This is a genomic window from Streptomyces sediminimaris, from assembly GCF_047049295.1.
In the GTDB taxonomy this organism is placed as follows: Bacteria; Actinomycetota; Actinomycetes; order Streptomycetales; family Streptomycetaceae; genus Streptomyces; species Streptomyces sediminimaris.
In genome coordinates this window covers 8257538-8280828 of record NZ_JBJWOT010000001.1, presented here as the reverse complement: position 1 = coordinate 8280828, position 23291 = coordinate 8257538, and the positions used below count along the sequence as shown (strand labels likewise).

The 23291-nt window shown below is 71.6% G+C and carries 18 protein-coding genes and 1 riboswitch; of the genes, 8 read left to right on the top strand and 10 right to left on the bottom strand.

Annotated elements, in window-relative coordinates:
- Window positions 1-26 precede the first annotated feature (26 nt).
- The gene (locus ACJ9NR_RS37725) at window positions 27-761 is read right to left on the bottom strand and encodes a class I SAM-dependent methyltransferase (RefSeq protein WP_412492818.1); all 735 of its coding nucleotides are present in this window, start codon (window positions 759-761) and stop codon (window positions 27-29) included.
- Between the two features lie 975 nt (window positions 762-1736).
- Between ACJ9NR_RS37725 and ACJ9NR_RS37720 the strand changes: the two genes are divergently transcribed.
- From ACJ9NR_RS37720 to ACJ9NR_RS37700, 5 genes are all read left to right on the top strand, one after another.
- The gene (locus ACJ9NR_RS37720; protein ID WP_412492817.1) at window positions 1737-3116 is read left to right on the top strand and encodes an NsdA family TPR-like regulatory protein; all 1380 of its coding nucleotides are present in this window, start codon (window positions 1737-1739) and stop codon (window positions 3114-3116) included.
- Window positions 3117-3520: 404 nt separating this feature from the next.
- The gene (locus ACJ9NR_RS37715; RefSeq protein ID WP_412492816.1) at window positions 3521-4657 is read left to right on the top strand and encodes a type III polyketide synthase; all 1137 of its coding nucleotides are present in this window, start codon (window positions 3521-3523) and stop codon (window positions 4655-4657) included.
- Window positions 4654-5598 (top strand): aldo/keto reductase, encoded by a 945-nt coding sequence (locus ACJ9NR_RS37710; RefSeq protein WP_412492815.1) that lies wholly within the window; start codon window positions 4654-4656, stop codon window positions 5596-5598. The genes ACJ9NR_RS37715 and ACJ9NR_RS37710 overlap by 4 nt, the downstream gene beginning before the upstream one ends.
- On the top strand, window positions 5595-6026 hold the full coding sequence (locus tag ACJ9NR_RS37705; RefSeq protein ID WP_412492814.1) for a nuclear transport factor 2 family protein: 432 nt from the start codon (window positions 5595-5597) through the stop codon (window positions 6024-6026). Before ACJ9NR_RS37710 ends, ACJ9NR_RS37705 begins: the two co-directional genes overlap by 4 nt.
- Before the next feature lie 288 nt (window positions 6027-6314).
- Entirely contained in the window at window positions 6315-7706 is a 1392-nt protein-coding gene (locus tag ACJ9NR_RS37700) for an FAD-binding oxidoreductase (protein WP_412492813.1), read from the top strand.
- Between the two features lie 542 nt (window positions 7707-8248).
- On the opposite strand, the gene ACJ9NR_RS37695 is transcribed toward ACJ9NR_RS37700, so the two are convergent.
- From ACJ9NR_RS37695 to ACJ9NR_RS37685, 3 genes are read right to left on the bottom strand one after another with little or no spacing between them, the layout of a single operon-like run.
- Window positions 8249-10501, bottom strand: coding sequence for an FtsX-like permease family protein (locus ACJ9NR_RS37695; RefSeq protein ID WP_412492812.1), 2253 nt, complete (start codon window positions 10499-10501; stop codon window positions 8249-8251).
- Window positions 10498-11184 (bottom strand): ABC transporter ATP-binding protein, encoded by a 687-nt coding sequence (locus tag ACJ9NR_RS37690; protein ID WP_412492811.1) that lies wholly within the window; start codon window positions 11182-11184, stop codon window positions 10498-10500. The genes ACJ9NR_RS37695 and ACJ9NR_RS37690 overlap by 4 nt, the downstream gene beginning before the upstream one ends.
- On the bottom strand, window positions 11181-11705 hold the full coding sequence (locus ACJ9NR_RS37685) for a PadR family transcriptional regulator (protein WP_412492810.1): 525 nt from the start codon (window positions 11703-11705) through the stop codon (window positions 11181-11183). The genes ACJ9NR_RS37690 and ACJ9NR_RS37685 overlap by 4 nt, the downstream gene beginning before the upstream one ends.
- A gap of 412 nt (window positions 11706-12117) precedes the next feature.
- Between ACJ9NR_RS37685 and ACJ9NR_RS37680 the strand changes: the two genes are divergently transcribed.
- The gene (locus ACJ9NR_RS37680; protein WP_412492809.1) at window positions 12118-12963 is read left to right on the top strand and encodes a potassium channel family protein; all 846 of its coding nucleotides are present in this window, start codon (window positions 12118-12120) and stop codon (window positions 12961-12963) included.
- Between the two features lie 212 nt (window positions 12964-13175).
- Here the strand turns inward: ACJ9NR_RS37680 and ACJ9NR_RS37675 are convergent, their stop codons facing one another.
- The gene (locus ACJ9NR_RS37675; protein WP_412492808.1) at window positions 13176-13736 is read right to left on the bottom strand and encodes an alpha/beta fold hydrolase; all 561 of its coding nucleotides are present in this window, start codon (window positions 13734-13736) and stop codon (window positions 13176-13178) included.
- Between the two features lie 141 nt (window positions 13737-13877).
- Here ACJ9NR_RS37675 and ACJ9NR_RS37670 point away from each other — a divergent pair, with 141 nt between their 5' ends.
- Window positions 13878-14465 (top strand): GNAT family N-acetyltransferase, encoded by a 588-nt coding sequence (locus ACJ9NR_RS37670; protein ID WP_412492807.1) that lies wholly within the window; start codon window positions 13878-13880, stop codon window positions 14463-14465.
- Window positions 14466-14993: 528 nt separating this feature from the next.
- Here ACJ9NR_RS37670 and ACJ9NR_RS37665 read toward each other — a convergent pair.
- The 3 genes from ACJ9NR_RS37665 to nicT all read right to left on the bottom strand — a co-directional run bounded on the left by ACJ9NR_RS37665 (window position 14994) and on the right by nicT (window position 18884).
- Window positions 14994-15479 (bottom strand): hypothetical protein, encoded by a 486-nt coding sequence (locus ACJ9NR_RS37665; protein WP_412492806.1) that lies wholly within the window; start codon window positions 15477-15479, stop codon window positions 14994-14996.
- Between the two features lie 530 nt (window positions 15480-16009).
- A complete protein-coding gene (locus ACJ9NR_RS37660; RefSeq protein ID WP_412492805.1) occupies window positions 16010-17590 on the bottom strand; it encodes a hypothetical protein in 1581 nt (526 codons plus the stop codon).
- A 193-nt stretch (window positions 17591-17783) separates the two neighbouring features.
- Window positions 17784-18884 carry a Nickel transporter NicT gene (nicT, locus tag ACJ9NR_RS37655; protein ID WP_412492804.1) on the bottom strand — a complete coding sequence of 367 codons (1101 nt, stop codon included), beginning with the start codon at window positions 18882-18884 and terminating at the stop codon, window positions 17784-17786.
- A gap of 28 nt (window positions 18885-18912) precedes the next feature.
- Window positions 18913-19122: riboswitch (cobalamin riboswitch) on the bottom strand.
- Between the two features lie 78 nt (window positions 19123-19200).
- On the opposite strand from nicT, the gene ACJ9NR_RS37650 reads away from it, so the two are divergent.
- On the top strand, window positions 19201-19560 hold the full coding sequence (locus tag ACJ9NR_RS37650; protein WP_412492803.1) for an ArsR/SmtB family transcription factor: 360 nt from the start codon (window positions 19201-19203) through the stop codon (window positions 19558-19560).
- 270 nt (window positions 19561-19830) lie between these two features.
- Here the strand turns inward: ACJ9NR_RS37650 and efeB are convergent, their stop codons facing one another.
- Both efeB and efeU read right to left on the bottom strand, forming a co-directional pair.
- Complete coding sequence (gene efeB / locus ACJ9NR_RS37645; protein ID WP_412492802.1) at window positions 19831-21114, bottom strand: iron uptake transporter deferrochelatase/peroxidase subunit; 1284 nt, start codon at window positions 21112-21114, stop codon at window positions 19831-19833.
- A gap of 56 nt (window positions 21115-21170) precedes the next feature.
- Window positions 21171-23201, bottom strand: a complete 2031-nt coding sequence (efeU, locus tag ACJ9NR_RS37640; protein ID WP_412492801.1) for an iron uptake transporter permease EfeU — start codon at window positions 23199-23201, stop codon at window positions 21171-21173.
- Window positions 23202-23291: the final 90 nt, after the last annotated feature.

Genomic DNA, 23291 nt, shown 5'->3' with positions numbered 1-23291 from the left:
GAGGCGGCCGGTCGGATCCGCATTCCCTACCGCCGCTGAATCGACCCCTCCCTGCACCGCAGTGCCATGAAGTAGGCGGGAACTTCGGCCTGCTGACCGGTGGGCAGCGTGTAGGTGGTGTGAACGGTGGTGTCGGATTCGGCGAGAACGCTGAACTCGTCCCTGCCCATGAGGGCAAGTGCCTCGTCACGATCGACGCTCCCGGGGCGGACACCGGTGTCGAGGACCCGGGTGAGTGCCGGGGGCGAGCCGTATTCCGACACCAGGTCACGCAGGTAGTCCTCCGCGCCGGGAGCCAGCTCCACGAGGGCGAGGATTCCGCCGGCGCCCAGCAGGGTGCGCAACGAGGCCGCGAAGGCCGGGCGGTCCTCGGGCCGGATCTGGTGAAGAACGGTGCGCATGTAGACACTGGCGTCGCCGAGCGTCTCGTGCAGAGCCTTCACGGCCGGGGTGTCGAGCAGATCGAGCACCAGGTAGCTGTGGTCGGGATCGTGGGCACGCGCGGTCTCGATGGCCGAGGCGGAAACGTCGGTCCCGATGACCTGCCTGTGGTGGCGCGCGAGGTAGCGGGTCTGGGTCCCGTTGCCGCAACCGATGTCGACCAGTGTCTGATCGGGATCGAGGTGGGGCTCGAAGTGCGGCAGGTCCCGTGCACTGGCGAACTCCGGGTCACAGTCCCACAGCGACGATTGCCCGGTGGCCGCTGTTTCGGCCCAATAGGCCTCCCAGCTGACGGCGTAACTGCGCACGTCGGTGTTCATATGCGGTTTCCTCTCTGGCTGTCGGAGCGGCCAGTCGCGGCACTCGGTGACGGGTGGACGACGCCTTCGCACGTCGGGATGACGACGCGGCGAGACGAGGCGCGCAGGGCGTCGGAGACGCGTCGTGATCTTCGGCGGCACGCAACCGCGGGCGGCGCGCCCCGCGGAACGGTCCTTTCCCGTGTCGCTTCGTCGAGGTTGTGCCGCAGTGACGTCACGGGGTCGCCGGGTCCGAGGCCGCGGCATCGTTCACGGGTTCGATCTCACGCGACCGGTCGCTGCCGAGCGCCTTGATCCGGGAGTGGTCCGACCCTCGCCGGAGGGCATCCGACTGACCGGAACGACCCGGCTCGCCGGAGGGTACGAGTGCCTCGAAGATGAATGGATCTTGCATGATGCACACTCTGCAGACCTTTGTCATGGAGGGGCGCGGGGACAACTGGTGGCGCGGCGACGTTCACCCGCACGGACCCCGCGTGTTTGCTGTTCCCCCGCGCTCGGGATCGGCCACCAGGGGGAGGGGCCGCAACCTGCCAGGCGGCCTCGGTGGGCCGGACCTCACCCCGCGGCACGGCGAACCTGATGCTTCGCCGTTCACCCGGGTACGCGACCAGGACCCTGCCGCGCTGCCGCACGGGTACCCGGCCGTCAGAGCTGTTGCCGTGGACAGCGCCTGCGCACCGGCGCGGTGACTATGCATTACAGCGTGGAACAGGGCCGAAAGAGAAGCCGCACAGGGCACCGGACGCGTGAACGCGTTGAACGGCTTCGGGCGCGGGCTGTGGAACGTGCCCGCCGGCCACAGGCGCGAGGTGGGTCGTATCGCCCGCCGGGTATAGGTATTCCGGCACGGAGTAAGCGGTGTGCGATTCCTTCGGGAAGCGGACGTCGGCCGACGAGGTTCACCGGTCCGGACGTCCCCGGCCAGCGGGTTCGCACTGCTGGAACGCTGGGTTCCGTTACCTCGGAGGGTGGATGTCCCCCAAGCAGCCGAATCGGCGACTCGCCGTCCTGCTCGCCGAAGCCGATTGGAACGGGGCCCAGCTGGCCAGATCAGTGAACGCGTTGGGCAACCAGCAGGGTTACCGTCTCCGTTACGACCGCACGGCTGTCGCGCACTGGCTGAAGGGATCACGCCCCCGCCGCCCAGTGGCCGAACTGGTGGGCCAGGCACTGAGCCGCAGATGCGGTCGGCTGATCACTGCCGAGGACACCGGGCTTGTGGCCGCCTCCGGCGAACGGCGACACAGTGCTCAAGGCGCGGTGCCGCCGCAGGAGGAGCCCGACCCATTACGGCGCCTTGTGCGGATGTGCAGGGCGGAGGTCGACCCCGAACAACGTGTCCTGCTGAGGCGGACCGTGTTCGACCTGTCGGACCCGGCCGCGCCGGTGTCGGACCACCGCTCGCGCTCCCGCGGTCTTGCGGTGGGACGCCCGGTCCTCCGCGCCGATCTCACGCTGCTGGGAGCAGCCATAAGGCTCTTCGCGACCAGCGTGGACGCGCACGGCGGCAACCACGCGCGGAGCGCGCTCGCAGCCTACCTTGCCGACGACGGCCTGGCCTTGATGTCCGGACCGGCTCCGGACGAGCTGCACCGTCAGATCCTCACAGCGTGCGCCCAACTGACCCACCTACTCGCCGTGATGACCGCGGACGCCGGTCATCACGGGCTCGCCCAGCGCTACGACAGCACCAGCCTGGGCCTCGCGCGCGCCGCTGGTGACAGGTTGACGTGCGCCATCGTCCTGCGGGCTCTGAGCACCCAGGCCGTGAACCTCGGCCACCTCCGGCAGGCGGCGGACCTCGCCGCGGCGGCCGCCCGACACGCACCCCCCGGCGCACCCGCGGCCGTCCGGGCGTACGTGCTGAGCCAGCGGGCCCTGACCCGCGCCCTGCTGCGCGATCGGCGCCGGGCCGACGTCGATCTCGCCGCGGGCGAGGAGGCTCTCCGGCAGTCGTCCGGCGATTCCGGGCCGTTCACCTCCTACCCGGCTGCGGCCTTCGCGTACCAGCGGGGTCAGGTCCTTCACGCCCTGGGACGGCGCGACCAGGCAGTCGCCGCTCTTCAAGCCGCGGTGGAGGGACGGTCCCTGACGGAGCGCCGCCCGGCGGCGCTCACTCATTCGCGTCTCGCGCACCTTCTGCTCGAAGCCGGGCGCCTCGAAGAGGCATGCAGTCACTGGCACCACTTCCTCGACCTCTACCCCTTGCTGCGCTCCGCTCAGGCCGATCGCGCCCTCGCCGACCTCCTCCACGCCCTCAGCGCGTTCCCACGCCACCCGCAAGCGGTCGGCCTGTGCGAGCAGGCCCGTGCTCTCGTGGCGCTGGCCAGGAACACGCTGCCCGGCTCATGAGCGTCACTGAGCTTCATCACCCCAGCGAGACGCCGTGACAGGCGAGGCGGGCCCTCGCCGGCGGTTCTGCTCCTCACCGCGCGCAACCGAGGCGTCGCCACTCATGGCTACGGTGACCGTCCAAGGCACGCTGTCTCCTCGCTGAAGGGGCGGCCGACTCGTTCCGGCCCGTTCAACGCGTTCACGGCACCGATTCTCAACGGCTGTTAGGGCGCGGACGGTTGCGGTTAGTCGTTGATGTGCCTTCCGGTGCACAAGCAGGCTCCACCCACCTCGGCGGTGCCTGCGGCAGTCGAGAGGCACGGCTGCCGGCTGCGGCCGACCGGCGGGGCGCAACGAGATCGTCTCCCCCGCGACCCGCCCCGGACCCGAACCCGGGGACACACCACACCAACAGGAGTGCCATGGCTGTCCTTTGCTGCCCTTCGGTAAGCGTTCCCGAGCACACCATCACCATGGAGGACACCCTGCACCTCGCGGAGCGACTGCACGGTGACCACGACCAGCTGCCCCTTGCGCTGAAACTCATCTCCAACACCGGCGTACGCACGCGACATCTGATCCAGCCCCTCGAGCGCACTCTTCGACACCCCGGCGTCGAGGAGCGAACCAAGGTCTACGTGCGTGAGGCGAAGAAGCGTATCCCCGCGGTGGTCGAACGGGCACTGAAGAACGCGGGAGTCACGGCGGCAGACATCGACGCCGTCGTCTTCGTGTCCTGCACCGCTTTCACCATGCCGTCCCTCACCGCCTGGATGATCAACGAGTTGGGGCTGCGACATGACACATGCCAGATTCCGATCGCACAACTCGGTTGTGCGGCCGGGGGCGCGGCGATCAATCGCGCCCATGACTTCTGCACCTCCCACGCCGACTCCAACGTTCTGATCGTCTCCTGCGAGTTCTGCTCGCTGTGCTACCAGCCCGACGACCTGGAAGTGGGCAACCTGCTGTCGAACGGCCTCTTCGGCGACGCGCTCGCCGCCGCCGTGGTCAAGTCGCACTCCGCGTCCGGCCTGCGCCTGGAGGCCAACGGCTCCCGGCTGGTCCCGGACACCGAGGACTGGATCTCCTACGCCGTGAAAGACACCGGGTTCCACTTCCGTCTCGACCGCCGGGTGCCCCGCACGATGGAGCAACTCGCGCCCGCCCTGAGGGACGTCGCGGCCACGCACGGCTGCGATGCCTCGGCGCTCGACTTCTATGTCGTCCACGCCGGCGGCCCGCGCATTCTCGACGACCTGTCCCACTTCCTGAGCGTGCCTGCGGAGCTCTTCTCCTTCAGCCGCGCCACGCTCGCCCAACACGGCAACATCGCCTCCGCGGTCGTCCTGGACGTACTCCGGCGGCTGATCACCTCAGGGACCCTGCGCTCCGGGCACCGCGGCATCGTCGCCGGCTTCGGACCAGGAATCACCGCCGAGATCAGCATCGGCACCTGGCTGGGCGACGACGGCGGGCCTGCGGACGACGGATCAGCATCCGGCCCCGACCACGAACGAACCCCCGCAACCACAGCCGAGAGGAGCCCTACGGCATGAGCACCCCGACCGTCACACCCCCCACCCACTTCACTTTCGCCGACGGCCTGCGCGTCCACCGCATGGGGTACGGCGCCATGCATCTGACCGGCCCCGGCATGTGGGGACCGCCCACCGACCCGGACAACGCGATGGCGGTCCTGCGACGAGCCGTGGAACTCGGCATCGACTTCATCGACACGGCGGACTCCTACGGGCCCGGTTACAACGAGGACCTCATCCGCACGGCGCTGCACCCCTACCCGGAGGGGCTGGTCATCGCCACGAAGGGCGGGATGCTGCGCAGCGGACCCGACGACTGGGTCAGGGCGGAGAACCGCCACCCGTACATCGTCGCGCTCGGGCGGCCTGCATACCTGCGACAGCAGGTCGAGGTGAGTCTTCTCCGCCTGGGCCTGGACCACATCGACCTCTACATGCTGCATCGCATCGACCACACGGTGGCGCTCGAGGAGCAGCTCGGAACGCTCGCCGACCTGCGGAAGGAGGGGAAGATCCGCCACATCGGGCTCTCCGGTCAGCCCGAGGTCACCGTGCAGCAGCTGGAACAGGCGCGGAAGATCACCGAGATAGCCGCGGTGGAGAACCTGTACAACATCGCGGACCGTGCGGGCGAAGACGTTCTCGACCACGCGGAGAGGCACGGCATCGCCTTCATTCCCTGGTTCCCGTTGGGGCACGGCGATCTGGTCGGTCCGGACGGCGTTCTCACCGCCGTGGCCGGGCGCTACGGAGCCACCGGAGCCCAACTGGGTCTGGCCTGGCTTCTGCGCCGCTCGCCGAACACCTTGCTGATACCCGGGACAACGTCTGTCTCCCACCTGGAGGAGAACGTCGCGGCGGCCGGCCTCCGGCTCAGTGACGCGGAGTGGACCGAGATCGAGAGCCTGTGTGCCGAGGCCGCACCCTGGCGTCCCGACGCGCAGGAGGCCGCCCGATGACCGCCCGAGTCTCCTCCGGATCCGCTTCCGTCCATCCGCACGTCCGCCTCCTGGAAGCCGTCTACGCCGACCTGCCCCGCCTGGCGGAGTTCGCCGCACCGGAAATCGTCCTCCACCCGGCGCACCGGGGGACCGACGACGGCCAGGTGCTCCGGGGAAAGGACGCCGTCCTGGCTCATGAGCGCGACCTCGTCCGGGCCACTGACGGCACCCTCGTGATGGATACCGAACACATCGTCGCGAACGACTACTTCGGTGCCGTTCTCGGCAGGCTGCGCGCCTCCCGTCCCCGTAGCTTCGCCATGCCCTTCTGCGGACTCTGGCGGTTCGCCGACGGACTGATCATCGAACACTGGGAGAATGCTCATGCCCCTCACGCGCTCCAGCAGCTCCTCGCACCGCCCGACCCGGCCGACACCCAGGGATGAGGCGTCCGTCAGGGCCGGTACGGCCGGCGGCGCCGGGCGCCCCGGCCGGCGCCCGGGTGACCGACGCGGGGAACGGCTCGTCTCTTTCCTCTCACGACTGGAAACGCCCGCGCCGGACACCTGGGAACCGAACCTGACGGCTCGTGAACTGCTGATGGCCGTCTACCAGATGCCGGGTGCCGACCAGGCCGGCCGCATCCCGCATCGTCCGGGATCCCCGCGGTGAGGGGGCCCCGCGCGCGTCGGGCGCCGGCGGCTGTCGCTCCCGAGTTCGGCGGAAGAATGCTGATGCCGGGAGACAGCGACTACGATGCGCGGCGCACCGTCTGGAACGCCATGGTGGACCGCCGGCCCGCCGCGATCGCTGTGTGCACCTCGACCCTGGACGTGGTCCACGCCGTGCGTGCCGCCCGGGCGGAAGGTCTGCCGGTGTCGGTGCGCGGCGGAGGGCATTCCGTTTCGGGGCAGGCGCTGTGCGAGGGCGGCCTCACCATCGACCTTTCCGGTATGCGCCGGGTGACCGTGCACGCGAGTCGGGGCGTGGTGGAGGCCCAGGGCGGCTGCCGCCTCGCCGACCTGGACCGAGCCACCGCCGCACATGGTCTGGCGGTGCCGAGCGGAACGGTGTCCGAAACGGGGCTGGGTGGCCTGGCGCTGGGCGGCGGCACCGGTTGGCTGACCCGGTCGTTCGGGCTGACCTGTGACAACTTCGAGGTCTGCGAAGTGGTCCTCGCCGACGGCCGGGTGGTCGAAGCCTCCCCGACCGAGCGAGCGGACCTTTTCTGGGCGCTGCGGGGCGGGGGCGGCAATTTCGGGGTCGTCACCCGGTTCAGGCTCCGAGCGCACCGATTCGGCCCGGGCATCCTCGTGGCCGCGGCCCTGTACCGCCCCGAGGAGGCGTCCGAGGCGCTGGCCGCGTACGCGAGTCTGGCTCCAGGACTGCCCAGGACGATCGGCTGGCACGCGTCACTCAAGAAGCGGTTGCCGCCCTATCCCTTCGTGCCGGCCGATCGCGTGGGCCGTCCCGGGCTGCTGCTGATCGCCATGTGGCTCGGCGACGCCGACGATCGCGCGGCAGCGCAGTTGCGGCGCCTCACCCGGGTCGGCAGACCCGCGGCACGGGAGTGCCTCGTGCTGCCCTTCGCGGACGGTGTGCAGCAACTGATGGACGCCGAGTTTCCGGATGGAAGGCGCTACTACACCAAGCAGGCGCATCTTCGGGAACTCGACGAGGGCGCGATCGGGGAGATCGTACGTTTCTGGACCGAGATGCCGATGTGCGGGGAGATCGTGCTGCTGGGCCTCGGCGGGGCGCTGCGCGACGTACCCGAGTCGGACAGCGCCTTCTCCCACCGCGGGTGCCCGTGGTGGCTGGAGTTCCTGTTGCACTGGCAGGACCCGCGATGGGACGCCCCGTACGCGCGGCAGGCGCGGGAAACCGTCGGCCGGCTCGGGCCGTGCGTGGCACCGGGCACCTACTTGAACATGCGCAACGCCGACGAGGCTGCCGACGTCCGGGCGCTCACCGAAGCGTACGGAGGACCGGAGAAGTACGCCCGCCTGCGGCTGGTGAAGTCACGCTACGACCCGGGGAACGACTTCCGGTCCAACTGGAACATCCCCCCGGCCGATTCCGGTCCAGGTCTCGGCAACCGGCGCAGCGAGCAGCCGGCCGGATGAGGCGGACGCGGGATCAGGCCCGAAGACGCGCCCGCACGGCGGACGGCAGGGCGAGCAGTGATCACCGGTGCCCCGAGAGGCATCGGCGCGGAAGCCCGCGGAGGACGCCGGCCTCGATCGTCTGGGGGCGGTCTCACGGGGACCGCCCCTCGATCGCGCGACAACGCCGCAGGCAGTGACAGCGGTAGCGCCGCCTCCGAGGGTGATCACCGAGTACGCCACCGCGCGGTGGGACCTCGAGATGGACGATCTCTTCCTGACCGTCGGGCACCGCCGTTCTGCGTACATGCAGCAACCGCCCGGCGCGCGTTCACGCCAGGACGCCTCACCTCCGGCGTCCTGCTCATCGAGTGTCCCCGGCCGTCGTCCGCCCGCCTCTGTCGTCGCCGAAGCGATGGCGGCGCGGGCATCGAGGTTGTCGTGGAGGAATGTGCGTGACACCTCCGCGCGACGGGCGACGGGCGACGGGCGACGGCAGCAACGCTGACCATCGGCCCCGGACGCCGAAAGCGGTGTCCGGGGCCGTGGCGGAAGCGGATGTGTCAGCCGTTGCGGGCGGCCTCCGGGCCGGTGACGCGCTTGAGCAGGGGCAGAGTCGAGGCGATGATGCCCAGCGAGGCGACGAGGCCCAGGGCCACGAGCGCGAAGTACGCCGCGCCCGGCGACACCAGGTCGTAGTGCATCTGCGACGTCAGGAACATCGCGGAGGCGGCGAAGGCCGTACCGATCGACAGCGCGGCCACCGCCAGCAGCGGCAGTGCGCTCTCCAGGCCGATCACCCGCTGCAGCAGCCGCAGCGGCGCGCCGGTGAGCCGCAGGAGAGCGAACGCGCGCCTGCGGTCCGACACGCCCGCGACCACACTGACCGCCAGGCTGCAGCCCGCGATCGGCAGGGTGGTCAGCACCACCACGTTGGCCAGTCGCCGCCAGCCGGCCAGCGCCCGCTGCGCGTCGGTGCCCCAGTCGTCCACCGTGCGGGCCTGGTGACGCGGGTAGGCGGTGGTGAGCAGGGTCCGTACCTGTTCCATGGCGGCCGTCGACCCGTCGGTGGCCACGTAGAGCAGTTGCACGGGCAACTTGGCGACGGCGGCGGGGCTGATCGGGGCGGCGGGCCAGGGCAGGTCCGGGTGCGACTGAAGGGCGGCGAACGCGTAGAAGTCGACGGCCGTCACGCTCGCGCCCGCCGGGCAGTGGCCCACCATGGGTGCCTGCGCCAGGTCGGAGCAGGTCACCAGGGCCGGCGCCTCCGGAGGGGGATCGCCCGGGTGGACGCGCCGGTTCACCACCTTCCCGACGCCGTCGGGGTTGGCGTGGACGACCGCCGCCCCCCGCACACCCTGGATCGCCCGCACCTCGGTGAGCAGCCGGGTGGGGACGGCCTCGGCCAGCGGCGCCTCGCCGTCGCCGCCGGCCTCCACCACGGTCCGGGTCTGCCGGTCGCCGCCCAGTGTGCCGCGGTGGTCGTTGATGGTGCCGATGATGCCGACGGTCGCGGTGGTCACGAACAGCGCCAGGACGAGGCCGCTGACCGCACGGAAGCCGGTCTTCGGGTCGTCGGCGAGCCTGCGCACCGCGATCAGGGCGGCCGGGCGCCGGGTGCGCCGGGCCACGGCCCGGGCGACGATCATGGTCAGCCACGGCCCGGCGATCACCAGGCCCAGCATCACCACCACGAAGCCCGGGAGGTAGGCCGCCGTCTGGCCGTTGCCGGTCACCGGGCGGCGGCCGACGAAGGCGAAGTACGCCAGTTCGGACAGGCCCGCCAGCAGCGGGATCAGCCGCCAGGCGCGCGGCGGACGCGGGGTCACCCGGCGGGTCACCCCGAGCGGGGAGACGGCGACCCGGCGCAGCGCGAGGCGCGCCGCGACCGCCGCCGCCACCGGCACGCCGACGACGACACCGAGGACCTGCGGGACGCCGAGCGTCAGATCCGAGAGGAAGAACCTCTGCTGCCCGGTGAGCGGAACGGTGGCGACCAGCGGGCGCAGCGCGGCGTAGAGGCCGAAGCCGGCCGCCGTCCCGACGGCCGCCGCCAGCGCGGACTCCACCGCCGAGAGCACCGAGACCTGCCGGGGAGTGGCACCGACCAGCCGCATCGCCGCATAGCGCTGTTCGCGCGCGGCGGCGGACAGCCGGGTCGCGGTGGCGATGAAGATCAGCACCGGGAAGATCAGGGCCCCGGCCACCACGGAGGAGATGAGTGTCATCGCGTCGCCGCGCACGGCGTTGTCCCAGCACGCGTTGTCGCAGGTGGCCGGCCGGGTACCGGCGACAGTGGTGACCGCTCTCGCCCCTGGTGCGCCCTTGATCTGGGCGGGGGTGCGGCCGATGACAGCGATCAGTGAGTCCGGGGAGGCCAGTGCGGCGTCGCCGATCGTGCCGGTGAGCCGCCCGGGGAAGCGGTCGCCCAACTGGTCGGCGGGAGTGTCGCGGATCAGCTCGGCCAGCGCGGGTGAGGCGTAGTACTCGCCGGGGGCCGGCAGGTGGGTGAGGCCGGGCGGGACGGGTGAGGTCGGGCCGGTCGCGGCGACGTCGACCTCCGTGAGGGACCTGCCGTCGTAGTAGTCGCCGTGCGCCCACCACCACAGCGGATCCGCCTGCGCCTGTTCGGTACGGCTCGCGGCGCCGGTGTCGAGCCACACCTGCCGCTGGTTCGTCCGCTCGACGGCGTTCATGCCGGCGAAGGTGGACAGCAGCAGCCCGACGCCGATGGCGACCGCGGAGGCGATCATGGCCAGCCGGGCGAGGGCCTCCCGGCCGCCGCCGACGGCGAGGCGGAGCGCGAAGGCGATCACGAGGCGATCCGCCCGGTCGTCAGCAGGCTGGCCCTGCCGTCCCGGACGATGGCCTCCCGGTCGGCGTGCGCGGCGACCCGGGGCTCGTGGGTCACCAGGACGACGGTGGTGCCCTCCTCGTGGGCCGCGTCCACCATCAGGTCCATCACCTGCTCGCCGGTCAGCGAGTCCAGCGCTCCGGTCGGCTCGTCGGCGAACAGCACCCTGGGCCGGGCGACCAGCCCGCGGGCCAGCGCCACCCGCTGCGCCTGTCCTCCGGACAACTCCCCGGAGCGGCGCCGTTCCAGGCCGTCCAGGCCGAGCCGGGCGAACCACGGGCGTGCCTCGGCGAGCGCGGCCGCCCGGCGCGTTCCGGCGAACAGCAGCGGCAGGGCGACGTTCTCCTCGGCGGTCAGCTCGGGGACGAGCTGACCGAACTGGAAGACGAAACCGAAGGTGTCGCAGCGCAAGGCGCTGCGCTCGGCCTCGTTCAGGGTGTCGACGCGGCGTCCGTCGAAGCGCACCTCGCCCGAGTCGGGGGTGAGGATGCCGGCCAGGCAGTGCAGCAGGGTGGACTTGCCCGAGCCGCTCGGGCCCATCACGGCGAACACCTCGCCGGCCTCGACGGCCAGGCTGGCGCCGCGCAGGGCGGGGGTCTCGCCGAAGGAGAGCGTGAGGTCACGGGCCTCGATCAGGGCGGTCATGTCCGCACCGCCGCTGCCAGCGTGTCCATCCGGGCCGCGGTCAGCTCGATCCACCGCAGGTCGGCCTCCAGGTGGAACAGGCCGTGGTCGGCGAGCAGGGCGTCGACGATCGGGCCGCTGCGGCGCAGCCGGGTCAGCTCGTGCATCCGCTGCAGGTGGGCGGCCCGCTGGGTGTCGAGGTACGCCTGGGCGTCACGGCCGAGCATCAGGGCCAGCACGACCTTGGTGAACAGCACGGTCTGCAGGTTGGGTTCGGGAGCCACCGGCTCGGTCAGCCAGGTCTCGAACTCCGTCGCCCCCGCCTCGGTGATCACGTAGCGCTTGCGCTCGGGCCCGACGCCGGGCTCCGCCTCGCCGGCGATGACCTTCCCGTCCCGCGCCAGCCGGCCGAGGGTCGTGTAGACCTGCCCGTACGGCAGCGGCTTGCCGCGGTTGAAGAAGGCGTCGTAGTCGCGCTTGAGGTCGTAGCCATGGCTCGGCTCCCGCTCCAGCAGCCCCAACAGGGTGAGAGGAACACTCATACGGGGACCATACACCGGAGATATACTCTGAGTATATATCTACTGAGAGTGCGTTCCGGTCCCCGGGCCTCCCGTCCTGGTTTCCGGGCGGTCGCGACGCGTGCGGGCCGCCCGGGCGAAGCGATCACCCGCAGGCAACGCGAGACCCGGAGGCCCAGAGCGCCTTCGCCGGCGGCACGGCCCTGCGCGCCCCTCCGCGGCCTCCCCCACGGCGATGGGCCGCAGGACGGAACCGGCGGCGTGGGACATGACACCGGACCTGGCCCCGCAGCGATGGCACTCCGTCGCCGGCAGCGGCCGGGCCGCCACGGAGACGCACGGGGACACACGGGGACGCACAGGGATGCACGGGGGTGGCCCACCACACACGGGCACGGCAGCCGCATCGGGCGCAGTGCCACAATGGCGTGCCATGTCTGCCACATCTGCCATCAGGGACCAACGGCTGCGGCGCTGGGAGGAGCGCACCGGCGGCTGGCTCATCGCCCTCGCAATGATCTACCTCACGGCCTACGCGGTACCGATCCTCGCGCCCGGACTGCCCCGCACCTGGCGGCACACGGCCGACACCGTGACCTTCGTGATCTGGGCGCTGCTGGCCGTGGAGTTCGTCCTGCGCCTCACCGTGGCCGGCAGCCGATGGGACTTCCTCAAGGTGCGCCTGTTCGACCTGGCGACCCTGCTCCTGCCGCCGCTGCGCCCTTTGCGGCTGGTGACCATCGTGTTCATGGTGGTGCGCCGCAACGCCTCCACCCTGGGCCGCGTCCGCCTGCGTCTGGGCACCTATGTGGCGGCCTGCACGGTCCTGCTGCTGTTCCTCTCCAGCCTGACCATCCTCGACGTGGAACGACGCAATCCGGACGCCACGATCACGACATTCGGCGACGCGCTGTGGTGGTCCATCACCACGGTCGCGACCGTCGGCTACGGCGACCTCTACCCCACGACGACCGAGGGCCGCCTGATCGCCATCGCGCTCATGGTCGGTGGCATCGCCCTCGCGGGCCTCGTCACCGCGACACTCGCCTCCTGGTTCATGGACCGCTTCTCCGAACTGCGTACCAACGAGGCCAAGACCACCAGCGAGATCTCCGCCCTCACGGAGGAAGTCCGCCGACTGCGCGAGGAACTGCACGCCCAGCGCCCCACGGGTCCGGCACCGGCACTCCGGAACACCGGGCAGGCCCGTGCGGCACACCTCCCCGAGCAGGCGTCCGCGCATCCCACCGTGGACGCGGCCGACGGGCGCGACTCGTGATCGCTCCGCCCTGCGCCCGGCCGAGTGCGGAAGAAGCACCGCCGTCCGGCAGCGGAACCGAGGCGCCCACCGCTCAGGGAGCGATGGCTTCGCCGACCTGCTCCGCACCCCTCCAGCCACGTGGACTTCGTCCTGGGCGCCGGTGAGCGGCAACGCGCCGCTGTCCGGCTGTCTCGACGTGCGCCTGGGCCTGGGGAGCGTGGTCGAAGGGCTCAGGGCCCGGCGGGTCTGATCGCCTCGGCCACTTCGCTCAGGTCGTTGCTCAGCTGGTGATCGCGCCCGGGCAGCCGGTGCACCTGTGCCCGCGGGATCACGCGGGCATAGAGGCCGGCATGCGACGGCAGGACGATCTCGTCCTCCAGCCCGTGGAACACGTGCACCCGTGCCCCGTGCGGCAGCCTCGCGCCGAGGTCGCCCGGCAGCTCGAACTCCTCGCCCGGCCAGCCGCCCCGGCCGACGAAGGGGGCGGCGACCAGCACGATCGCCGTGAGCGTACGCGGCGGCGGCTGTTCGGCCAGTGCATGGACGAGGATCGTCCCACCCACCGAATGCCCGATCACCACCGCGCCGTCCTCCAGGCCCGCCACCTCCCGCCGGATCGCCGGACTCCACCGGGCGTAACTCGGGTCGGCCTCCTCGGGCATACGCGGATAGCGGACCTCGTAGGCGTCCCCGAGCTCCCGGCTCAGGCTGTCGACCAGCTTATCGTCCCATTCGTCGTGCACGCCCGCGCCACCGCCCTGAACGAACAGGACGTGCTGAATCGCCGTCATGGCAATCGTCCTTCGCAACCCTCGTACCTCGTGACGACCCGGCTTCGTACCCGCTGCCGGCCAGTGGCGACCCCGGCCGTCCTGACCCCGGGACACCCCTTCCTTCCGCGCCCCCGGCGAGATCCGCACCGATCGCGGGCGATGCCCGGTCGGGATATTCGCTGGTCGCCGCTTGCCGATGGTGGTCATACTGCCGCGATGGATCCGGTGACTCTTGAGACCGACCGTCTGATGCTGCGGGCCTTCACACCGGCCGACGTGGACGCGGTGTACGAAGCCTGCCAGGACGAGGACATCCAGTTCTACACCCCGGTGCCGGTGCCGTACCGGCGTGCGGACGCGGAGAAGCTCGTCGGCGAGAAGCTGCCCGCTCAGTGGGCCGAGGACAAGGACTACACCCTCGGCGCGTTCCGCAAGGACACCGGCGCCCTGGTCGGCTCGTACTGCCTGACCCTCATCAGCCGCGGCGTCTGGGAGCTGGGTTACTGGGCGGTCAGGGAGCAGCGCGGACGCGGGTACTCGGTGGAGGCCGCTCGGGCCCTGTGCGACTGGGGCTGGGCCACGCTCGACGTGCACCGCATCGAGTGGTGGGCCATGGCCGGGAACACCGGCTCACGTGCCGTCGCCGAGAAACTCGGCTTCACCGTCGAAGGGACACTGCGCGATCGCGGTATCGCCAACGATGGCAAACCGCACGACTGGTGGGTGGGCGGACTGCTGAGGCCCTGACGCCCGGGCCGGTGCCCGGCCGGCTCCGTCCGCTTCACCTACCTCACGGACCTCAGGACGAGGGCTGCGGTGGCTTCCGGGGCGCTGTAGGGAAAGCCGTGGGCTCCGGGCAGGGTCACCGCGCGGCCGTCCGGTGTCCGCCGCGCCGCCTGCTGGAGCCAGGCGGGCGGCGCGAGCGGATCCCGCGCGCCCGCATCGCGCCCAGCCCGGGGATCCACACCACGGCCGGACGGTCGCTCTCCCGGGGACCGGCGGCGTACAGGCGCCGGAGCGCGGGATGCCTTGCCGCCCGCTCACCACGCATGTGCCGTTCCTCCCGCGCCGCCGCCAGATCCTCCGAGTCCCCGGCAGCCCGCGCCGTATCCCCGGGATCACCCGTGCGGCTCTCGGCGCGACCCGGGGCCCGGCCCGGCTCGGTGCGGTGCGGATCTACGGGCTCGATGGCCGGCGAGCCGGCGCCGTGGCGATGGCCCCGGGCGCTGCTGGACGCAGCCGCCCGGGGCCGGTGCCGGGTGAGCGGGGCAGGGCTCAGCCGCCGCAGTTCCGGATGGAGTACACCGGGTCCCAGTTGTAGGACCGCTGGGTGGTGTCCCGGTAGATCGTCTTGAGGTTGCCGCCGTTCACGTCGTAGAAGTGGCCGACCGAGCCGGGCGTCTGGTTGTTGAGGTAGGCGCCGCCACCGTTCCAGTAGTAGAGGTAGTACCGGTTGCAGTAGTACATCTTGAACAGCTCCCACTGGCCGACCGTGGGGTCCCACGCCAGCGAGCACAGGTTGCCGTATTCGCACGTGTAGCTCGCTCCGGCGGCGACGTGTCCGGCCGAGGAGCCCGGCGAGGTGTAGGGCGAGGTGGCGGCGGGCCTGGCGGTCTTCGCGCCGGCCGGGGCGGCGGGCGCGGTGTGGGTGGCGACGGCGGTCTGCGCGTCGTGAGCGGGCGCGGCTTCGGCCGTGGCCGCGCCGAAGGTCAGCGCGCCGCACGCGGCGATGACGGCAGCGAGTTTACGGAGACTGGGCACGCGCGAATCCCTCCCTGTTGGGGCCTGTTGGGGCGTGCATCACCAAACTGCGTCACACAGCATTGGGGCGGAATCCCCTGCACCGGGAGTCATATTCCGGTCCCCCGGACGGCTTGGCCCCCGATCGGCCACGAAGACAGGTTTGCGGTGGACAGCGCTGTGGCTGAATCGCCGGACCTGGTGGCCTCCGCGAGACACCGCCGCGCTCCTGGCAGATCGCGATGCGGGGACGTCCGGGGCCACCCCGGTCCTCGCCGAGGACGCCTTTGTGTCGGACGTCTGGACGGCTGAGGTCAACTGCCGGGTCTGTCACGGTACTTCGACGGGTGGATTTCTCGCTGGCCCAGGAATGCCCGGAAGGCGTCGGTGGTCACGCGTGGGCGGTTCCTCAGCCGGTGTCGGGCCGCCCGGTTCCGGCCGCTGCATCGCTCGAGGGTCACGGCGGTCCCTGTCCGTGAACGGCCCCCCCGGCCCGGTGGGGCATCCGGCCTCACCGGCCGCTGACGCCTTGCCAGACCGGGGCGGCCGCGTCAGCGGACGCTCTGCCGCCGCGACCTCCGCGCCGTCAGGAACACCAGCGCGCCGCCCGCCACCAGCAGCACGGCGGCGCCCGCACGCAGCAGGACTCCGTCCGCGCCCGTGGCGGCGAGTCCGCCGCCAGTCGTCGTCCCGCTGCCCGTTCCCGCCCCGGAGCCGGACGGGCTCGCGGTGGCCGTGGCCGACGGGGACGCGGAGACGCTGGGCGACGGGCTGGACGTCGCCGAGCCGGTGGCCTTCACCGCGATCGCCGCGGTGTCGTTCGCGGCATTGTCGTCACGGTTGGGGTAGTCGGGGTTCTCCACCGCCTTCACGCTGCCCCGCGCGCCGGGGACGACCCGGTCGATCCGCACCGTGAACTCCTGGGTCACGGAGTCGCCCGGCCGGAAGTCCAAGCTGCCGATGGCGCAGGTGTAGCTCTTCGCGCCGGCCTTGCGCGGTGTGCAGTTCCACTGCGGCCCGGGGTCGCCCTGCTCGCCGGGGCCGGGGGCGCCGGTGATGGTGGTACCGGCGGGCGGGGTCACCACGAAGGTGCCGGAGTTGTCGGCGTCCATCCACTGGAAGCCCATCCGGCCCGGCCCGTTGTTCCGCACGCCCACGGTGATGCTCACCGTGTCACCGACCTTGCCCTCGACCGTGTCACCGAGCGCCTGGTAGTCGGCGTGCTGGGTGGTGGCGAAGGTGCCGTACCCGGAGCCGGTGAAGCCGGAGCCGGAGGCGACGGACTTCAGGCCGAGCGGCGCGCCGGTGCCGGTCCCGGGGAAGTCGGAGGGGTCGAAGGAGTCGGGCGCGGTGCCGCCGACCGGCCACACGACGTAGCTGTCGTAGCCGTACATCGTGTCCTTGGAGGCGGTGTAGCGCAGCGGCGCGTCCGTCTTGTAGGCCGCGCCGGGCGCGACCGGGGTGTCGAACCGGCACCAGGCGCCGAGGTCGGGCCGGTCCGAGTAGTGGCAGTTGGAGTGGTCGCGGGCGAGGGAGACGCCGTCGGAGTCCTGCACCAGCAGCATGACGCCCTTGTCGGCGGGGGCGGTGCCGGTGTTGGCGAAGGCCGGGGTGCGCTCGAAGACGGCGCCGGGCGCGATGCCCTTCAGCGCCGGGTAGGGCCGGGTGACGAGCTTCGGGCCGCCGACCAGGACGTCCGTCTTCTTGGTCACGGTCGGCGCGTCGGAGGCGGTGGCGGTGTAGGTGATGGCACCGGTGTCGCCCGCCTTGGCGGCCGCGGTGGGCTTCAGGAAGAACGGGTCGATCGACTCCTTGCCCGACAGCGGGCCCACGTCGCACCTCACCTTCAGGGTGCCGGTGCTCACGCAGTCCCCCGTGACCTCCATCGTCGCCTTCCCGGCGAGGGACGACGCGTCGACCGCGACCGAGACGTCATGGGCGTCCCCGCCCGAGGCGGTGATCGCGAGGCCCAGGTTCGGGCCCTCACCCTCGGTGGGGAGGTAGTAGTTCTCCTGGGCGTCCAGGACGAGCGTCGTTCCGGCGGCGTGCGCGGCCGGGGTCGCGACCGCCAGAGCGGCGGTCGCGACAGCGGCGGCCGCCGCTGTCCGCCATGTTCTGCATATCGTCAGCACACTACGTGGACACGCCAGAACACCGGAAGGTTGCGCCCGAGCGTCCGTCAGTTGACGGACGGGTTCCGCCCTGGAATCTCTCCAGCACCGCCGAACCGGCAGCAGGACCCGCCCTGTTGGCGGATCCGGCCGTGCGGCGGCCGCGGTCCCCTCCCCGCCCGCGCGTGCAGCAGGCGCCCGGACGGAGCGGGTGTCAGCCGCCCTCGGCCAGGCGGGCCGCCCACCTCTGTTCCACCTTGGCCAGCCGCCAGTAGGCCAGCGCCGCCGCCCACACGATGACGAACAGACCCACGATGAGGTAACCGACGTTGTCCAGGTCCAGGCCCGCGATCCAGCCGGTCACCGCGTCGCGCAGACCGAGCTTCTCGTGCAGCACCCCGACCAGCTCGACGGTGCCGATCAGGAAGGCGACCGCGATGGACAGACCGGTGATGGCGAGGTTGTAGAACACCTTGCGCACCGGGTTGGAGAACGCCCACTGGTAGGCGAAGTTCATGAACGTCCCGTCCAGGGTGTCGAACAGGCTCATCCCCGCGGCGAACAACAGCGGCAGGCACACGATCGCGTACCACGGCAGCCCCGCCGCGGCACCGCTGCCCGCCATCACCATCAGGGTGACCTCGGTGGCGGTGTCGAAGCCGACACCGAACAGGAAGCCCAGTGGGAACATCTGCCCGGGGCGGGTGATCGACGTGGTGAAGCGGCCCAGGACGCGGTTCATGAACCCCCGCGAGTCCAGGTGCTGTTCGAGAGCCGCCTCGTCGTACGTGCCGGAACGCATCGCGCGGAAGACCCGCAGGATGCCGGCGAGGGCCACCAGGTTGAGCGCGGCGATGAGGTAGAGGAAGGTCCCGGAGACGGTCGCGCCGACGACACCGAGCGTCTGGTGGGTGCGGGAGTCGTGGTTCAGCAGTGCGCCGGCGAGCTGCGCGCCTCCCGCCACCAGGGCGGCCAGGACCACCACCACGCTGGAGTGACCGAGCGCGAACCAGAACCCGACCGACACCGGCCGCTTGCCGTCGGCCATCAGCTTGCGGGTGGTGTTGTCGATCGCGGCGATGTGATCGGCGTCGAACGCGTGCCGCATGCCGAGCGTGTACGCGGTCACCCCGAGGCCGATCCCGAACGCCTTGGAGCCGACCTCGTAGTGGCCCGGCACGACGAGCAGGAACAGGATGCCGAACGCCAGCACGTGCAGGGCGGCGATCACGGCCAGAAGTCCGGCGGTACGGACGGTGTCCTCGCGCCGCCAGCGGAAGACAGTGGGCACGTCGGGCCCGTTGGGCAGGGTCATGCGGTCACGCTCCAGCACCTCGTGGATCACTTCGTGAAGTGCCGTGGCCGGTCTCCTGGCTTACGGGTGCGCGCGTTCTCGTCCCGGCCTTCCCGTCCGCCCCGAGGCGGACAGTGACCGTGCACAACTGGGACGCAAACTCCCCGATCACAGTGGCGAGGGCCGCTCCGGCCTGAACCCCCCGAACCACGAAGGGCTGTCACCGGTCTTCCCGAACACCACGGCCCGCCCACCGTACGGGTGTCTCCGCACGCCTGCATACCTGCATGGCTGCGCAGGTATCCAAGATCACACCGCCACCTGCGAGGATGTCCCCATGCATCTCGTCCCCGCCGAACGCGCAGACCGCCGCGCCATCGACGGCCACCGGGTCTGCGACGCCGTCGCCGCCATCGGCGAGCCCGGCCACGTCCGCGCCTGGGCCGAACGGTTCTCCCTGCTCTCCGACCCCGGACGCCTCGCCCTGCTGATGGCCCTGCGCCAGACGGGTCCGCTCGCTGTCTCGGACCTGGCCATCGCGACCGGAATGAACGACCCCGCCGTTTCCCAGGCCCTGCGGCTGCTGCGCGCCGCCGGTGTCGTTGCGGGCGAGAAGGACGGGCGGGTGGTGCGCTACCGGATCATCGACCCGATCACCGCCGCCCTGCTCAAGCACTGCGTCAGCGGGAGCGGTTGAGCGGCGACGGCCTTCCGGCCGACCCGCGGCCATGAGCCGCCTCGCAGGGCCTCGGCCCTCCCCTTGTGCACCGGCTCAGATGGAGCCGCGTGGCGACGGCGAGGCACGCAGGCTTCGTACGTCCTGCCCGTACGTCCTGGCGGTCTCGCGCGAGACTCCGGTGCCGCAGTGCTCCGCCGGGGCCGGCCCCGGCGGAGCACTGCGGAGGCCGACCCCCGGGACGGGGGCGCGTGAGCGCTCGGCACTCGGCGGTGGGCCGGGTGGGTGGACTCAGGTCGCGAGCAGTGCGCGGCCGAACCAGTCCCTGTTGTCGCGTACCCCGGGCAGGGCGAAGAAGTAGCCGCCGCCGGTGGGCGAGATGTAGTCGACGAGGGGCTCGTCGATCAGCCGGGTCTGGACGGCTTCGAACTGCCGTACCACGTCCTGCTGGTAGCAGCAGAAGACCAGGCCCATGTCGAGGTCGCCGACGGCGTCGACGCCGCGGTCGTAGTTGTAGCCGCGGCGCAGGATGCGGGAGTTGTCGGTGGCGGCGGTGCGCGGGTTCGCCATCCGGATGTGGGAGTCCAGCGGGATCACCGTGCCGTGCGGGTCCTTGGCGTAGTGGGGGGTGTCGGTCTCCTTGGCGCCGTCGAGCGGAGCGCCGGTGTCCTTGCGGCGGCCGAACATCTTCTCCTGCTCGGTGAGCGAGACCCGGTCCCAGAACTCCACCAGCATGCGGATGACGCGGATCACCTGGTAGCTGCCGCCGGTGGCCCAGGCGGGCTCGCCGTCGCCGTCGCCGACCCAGATCAGGCGGTTGGTCTCGCGGGTCGAGGTGACGTCCGGGTTGGCGATGCCGTCCTTGAAACCGAGCAGGTTGCGCGGGGCACCGGTGGGCCGCGGGGCGTTCTGGAAGCCGTCGATGCGCCACTTGATCTGCATGGCGCCGCGCGTGTGGCGGGCGATGTCGCGCAGGGCGTGCAGGACGGTGTCCCGGCGGTGGGCGCAGATCTGCAGGGACAGGTCGCCGTGGCACTCGGCCGCGTCGAGATGGTCGTTGGGGAAGGTCCGCATCGCCGTCAGGCGTCGGGGCCGGGCCTTGGCGAGGCCGTAGCGGTCGTCGAACAGGGAGGCGCCCACCCCGACCGTGACGGTGAGGCCGTCGGCGGGGACGACCGGGCCGAGGATGCCGTTGTCGGAGGGCGGGGCGCCGACGCCGAGGTCGGTCGGGGTGCCACCGGAGGTGAGGAAACGGGCCCGGCGGGTGATCGTCTTCAGCAGCTCCGCCAGTTCCTCGCGGTCCTCGGCGATGACGTCGAAGGAGACGAAGCACGCGGCCGCGGGGGCGGGGGTGAGGATGCCGGCCTGGTGGACACCGTGGAAGGGGACCTTGGCGGCGTTGTCCGTCCGCGTGGCGGCCTCGGCGGTGCCGCCGGCGCTCTCGGCGAGCGCGAGGCCGCCGCCTGCCAGGACCGCCCCGGCCGCTCCGGCACCGAGGGCCGTCTTGACGAAGGAGCGGCGGCCGGCGCCGACGGGGCAGCCGCCGTGGGGGGCGGTGGTTTCGGCGGACGGCATGGGCGCGTTCCCTTCGCTGGATCCGGGGTCGTCGTTTCCGTGGTGGCGGATGGTCATCAGGCGGACTTCCGGATCTCCAGCAGGTCCGGGACCGGGGCGAGGTCCTCCAGGAGCTGGCCGGTGGCTCCGTTCACGCGGGCGCGGGTGGTGGCGTCGAGCCGTTCGACGGGGGTCCAGTGGCCGCCGTGGTGGGCGGCGTCGAGGAGCTTCTGCAGACGGGCGGTGTCCGCGTCGACCGTCGGCAGCAGGTGCGGGGCGCGGGTGGTCAGCAGCGGCTTCAGGACGGTGAGCAGTTCGCGGGTGCCGGCGAGGTTGGCGTCGGCGGTGGCGAGGTTGGTGCCGCTGCCCTGGTCGGTGTCGGCGGTCAGCTCGAACTGCAGGGTGTTCTCCAGGATCTCGTGGGCGCGCAGGGGCAGGTCGCCGGGGTCGAAGTCCTGGTGCGGGAACGCCCTTTGCAGTCCCGCGGCGTCGGCGGCCAGCCGCTGGGCCGGGGCGGTGAGCGAGGCCGCCGGCTCGCCGTGCCACAGGCCGTACTCGATGCGGTGGAAGCCGGTGAAGTCCTTGTCGTGCACGCCGTCCGGCAGCCCGTCGGCCCTGCCGTCGATCTTCTGGTCGAATGCCTCGAAGGTGCCGTAGGCGGCGCCGAGGGAGGCGTAGGTGCGGTGTGCGGTGAGCCAGTCGGTGCGGCCCCTGGAGAGGTGGCCGCCCTTGATGTCGGCGCTGAGCGTGCGGGTCTGGGCGACGAGGGTGGACAGGCCCCGGCCGACGTACGCCTTGTACTGCCGCAGGGGTCCGGCGAGGTCGTTCTCGGAGACCGGGACGACCGCCTTGGCGCCGGGGCCGCCCGTGACGCGGACGGCCCGTGAGGTGACGGCGGTGCCGCCGGCGGGCACGCACCGCCAGGCGTAGGTGCCGCCGGCCACCGTGGCGACCAGGGCGCGGGTGGTGCCGGGCGCGAGACCCTCGATCTCGCCGTAGACGGCGTTGGTGGCCGGGTCGACGAGGTACACCTCGGATGTCTTGTCGCCCGTGTTGTGCATCTGGAAGGTGCGCCGGCCGGGCGTGGGCGCGGTGAAGCCCTTGCCGCAGTCCTTCTCGGAGACGGCGACGGTCTGGTCACCGCCGGGCTTGGGGCGTCCGAAGGCGACGGCGAGCCCCGCGATCACCGCGGGGACGGTGACGACGGCGACGGGGACCAGCCAGGCGGGGCGGCGTCGTGCGGTGCGGGCGGCGTCACGGGCGGAGCCCGTCTTCCGCGGCGTCGGCTCCGGGGCGGCGGCGCGCACACCGCGCAGGAACAGCGTCATCACCACGGCGAGGTAGCCGGTGTAGCCGACGACCTGCAGCCAGGTCATGACCGGCGTCACGTTGAACACGCCCTGGACCAGGGTGCTGTACCAGGAGCCGGCGTCGATGCTGCCGCTCAGGTCGACGGCGTACGCGCTCTTCCCGGGCAGTACGCCGCCCTCCTGCAGGTCGCGCAGGCCGTAGCCGAGGACGCCGGCGGCGATCACGATCAGGACGGCGCCGGTGGCGGTGAAGAACTTCGTCAGGTTGATCTTCAGCACCCGCCGGTACAGGCCCCAGCACAGACCGGCCGCCAGCACCAGGCCGATCGCGGCGCCCGTCAGGGGACCGGCGGACTCGCCGGCCGCCTGGGCGGTGGTCCACAGGAACAGGGCGGTCTCCAGGCCCTCCCGGCCCACCGCGAGGAAGGAGGTGCCGATCAGGACACCCGCGCCCATGGCCAGCGCGCCGGTGACCTTCTCCTTGATCTCACCGGACAGGCTGCGGGCCGAGCGGCGCATCCAGAACACCATGCCGGTGACGAAAGCGACCGCGATCACGCTGAGGGTGCCGCCGAAGGCTTCCTGGGCGGTCGCGGAGAGGGAGGCGGCGGTGAAGGTGAGGACCGCGCCGAAGCTCATCGCGAGCGCGATCGCCGCCAGCACCCCTGTCCACACCTGCGGCAGCCGGGAGCGGGCGCCGGATCTCACCAGGGTCGCGACGAGAATGGAGACGATGAGTCCGGCTTCCAGTCCTTCCCGCAGTCCGATCAGGAAGCTCGGAAACGCGTCATCCCACATACGGCCCTCCCTGGCCTGCCTCCGCCGGCGGCGTGCTCGATTAGCGTAGGCATGCCTAACCTAAACGAGAGCCATCATGACGACAAATCT